The sequence below is a fragment of the Vibrio sp. JPW-9-11-11 genome (genome assembly GCF_013369335.1).
GTDB lineage: Bacteria > Pseudomonadota > Gammaproteobacteria > Enterobacterales > Vibrionaceae > Vibrio.
Genome location: NZ_SZQJ01000021.1, coordinates 1 through 2703, shown reverse-complemented (window position 1 = coordinate 2703; position 2703 = coordinate 1). Strand labels below are relative to the sequence as shown.

The 2703-nt window shown below is 41.8% G+C and carries 3 protein-coding genes; all 3 read right to left on the bottom strand.

All coding sequences use genetic code 11. From position 1 onward, the window contains the following. Nucleotides 1-637: 637 nt before the first annotated feature. Nucleotides 638-1084 (bottom strand): GNAT family N-acetyltransferase, encoded by a 447-nt coding sequence (locus FCU94_RS15685; protein WP_441351750.1) that lies wholly within the window; start codon nt 1082-1084, stop codon nt 638-640. A gap of 137 nt (nt 1085-1221) precedes the next feature. Further along, complete coding sequence (locus FCU94_RS15680; protein WP_176289433.1) at nt 1222-1689, bottom strand: cold shock domain-containing protein; 468 nt, start codon at nt 1687-1689, stop codon at nt 1222-1224. A gap of 141 nt (nt 1690-1830) precedes the next feature. Then, nucleotides 1831-2556: a DUF2971 domain-containing protein gene (locus FCU94_RS15670; RefSeq protein ID WP_099609565.1), complete on the bottom strand. Its 726-nt coding sequence runs from the start codon at nt 2554-2556 to the stop codon at nt 1831-1833. Nucleotides 2557-2703 lie beyond the last annotated feature (147 nt).

Genomic DNA, 2703 nt, shown 5'->3' with positions numbered 1-2703 from the left:
TTCCGCATTGCTCGGCAACACCAAACCCGACGCAAACCAAAATCGCCGAGCGTTGAGGGTCTGCTTGAACTGTTTGTTATGCGAATTCACACGCATAAGCCAAGTTGGGCAGATGAAGATTACCTCAGACGCAAAAAACCACAAACAAACCAAGCACTTTTTGTGATTCACTGAACAGCCGAAGTCACTATGTTACAGACCAGCTTCCAACAAGTGACTAATGGTGAAATCCAGCAAGTGACTCTGCTTTTACTCCGAGAGACTCAACGCTGCGGACGACCAGCGAAGAAGAACTGACGATGAACTTGCCCTTGCCACACTTTGAGCCAGCCAACCTCGCCACAAACCAACTCTGAAAACCAATGAGGCAACCCACGAAATTTGGCATGTTTTACGGCCTGAGTGATTCAAGAATTTAGGCCGACAATGCTAAATTGCCGACACCGAAAACCGACTGCCCAAGAGAGCGAGAAAGAGAGATATAGAAGATTTTTTTGCCCAGTCGCATAACGCCGCGTTAAGGGGTGCAGGCACGCAATACAAAAGCTACTGCATAGCGCCATAAACACTGACCTCAACACATACTAAAAATGCCACGCGTGCCAAATCCCTCTTAAACGCTTTGTTATGTGCGTTGTTAAACGTTGCCACAGCTCGACGTATTGAACGAAAACATACGCACCTCATCACGAGGAAACCACCCTAGTTTTTCATAGAAAGCTTGAGCGTTGATATTTTCATTGGCAACGAAAAGGTGTGTTTTGGCTATACCGATTTCTGATAATGCGTCTACAGCTCTTGATATTAATGCTGCACCAATACCTTGACCACGACAACTTGAATTTACCGCTAAATGTTGGACATAACCCCTGCGACCATCTGTGCCGACCAATATTGCACCCACAACATTGTCACCATCTAGTGCAACAAAACTTAGGTTGGGATTACGCTCCAGGTACTTGCCTATGTTTTCTCTGGAATCAGCATATCTCAACAACATTGCTTCAGTTTCTGACCATAACTCAATTACTTGCGGGTAATCTGAGATATCTATTTCTCGTATCACTACTAATTTTTCCTCCAAGCACATAACGCCCAATTAAGGGGTGAACAACGACTCCACCCAAACCTAAAGCATTGTGCCATAAACACTAAATTTGAAGTAGAAACAAAAATGCCGAGCGTTGTGAATCCCTCTTAAATTGATTGTTATATCACGCCCTAATTGGTGCACCACTGCATTTCACAAGGGACACCATCTCGATTCCCATCAATTTTTACATTTGGGCAATTGGCCAAATAAAATTTTGCCTCATTGCAGGACGTCATTTGGCTACAATAAGTTTTACCCTCACATACAAAACCCATAGTTTCGTACACTGGAGTAGTAAACCACTTCTCGAAAGCAAAGTAGCCAAAAGCGCCAATAGCTAAACCAATGAGAACAACTGATACGATAGGTGTCGATGACTTATCTTTGATTGGTTTAACATCAATAAGCACTACGTTATGAGCATTGGTTTTGCCATTGCTCTCTTCAACCTGAAACTCAACCTTGTCGCCAACTTGAGGACGCCTGTAGCCTTTCTTAAACTTCGAAACATGGACAAAAACGTCGCCTTGGTAGTCAGCAGACTTGATGAAACCAAAGCCACGGTCATCATTCCATCTAACAATTTCGCCTTTCATATTTATTGTTCCTTCGAAGTGATATAACGCCCTGTTAAGGTGTGAGCAACGCAATACCGATGTCGCCGCATACCACCTTAAACACTAAATCCAACGCATAGTAAAAATGCCACGCGTTGCGAATCACTCTTAAACAGTTTGTTAAATTTCAATTTTCAGATTTGGTGGGGCGTACAATGTAGATTTAACGATGTTGTTAAACCCTACGCTTTCTAAATGCTCACGATAAACCTTAAATAAATCATCGTTAATTCTAGGATCAAAAACAATCTGATCAATTAACTCTAGTGGGTCGACATCAAACATGAGAAGTTTACTCTCAGAACGTCCTACAGCCTTATTTGAAAAAACTATGCGTACCTCGTTTTCATGCTTGAATTCTCTACGTTTATAAAACAATGTTGAGGCAGCTCCAATGTCGCTATTCAAACTCATAGTTACAAAACTTTCATTTTCACAGAGTTTGTTTAGCTCAGTCATTGGTAGGTAGTTTACTTTACCTAAGTGCACAGAGCCCAGGTTAGCACTTGATGCTTTTACACTGTCAAATAGTCTGCCTGCAGTTGTCCTTACCTTCACACCTCGAAGGTCTTGAGAATAAATACGCCACATAGCATCTGATTCTCTTGTCAATGACCAACATTGACCAAAAACAGTATTCTGTTTATCTAAGGAAAATTCTCTTCCTTCGCGGTTTTTCAAGGTTGCAGATAAGAAAAAGTTTTCGAAGGGGTCTTCCCACATAGATGGTTGAACAAGAACTAACTTTTTTGTTTCGATAAACTGAAGTAAGCGTTCAAAGCTAAATACTCGAAACAAGTGTTTTTCTCTTGCGCCATCTTCCCAAGAATTAAAAACATGATTCATGATATTTCCTGATGAAATTTAACGCCCTGTTAAGGGGTGAGCAACGCAATACCAAACCCGCCGCATACCACCTTAAACACTAAACGCAACGCACAGTAAAAATGCCACGCGTTGCGAATCCCTCTTGAACAGTTTGTTATACATCTT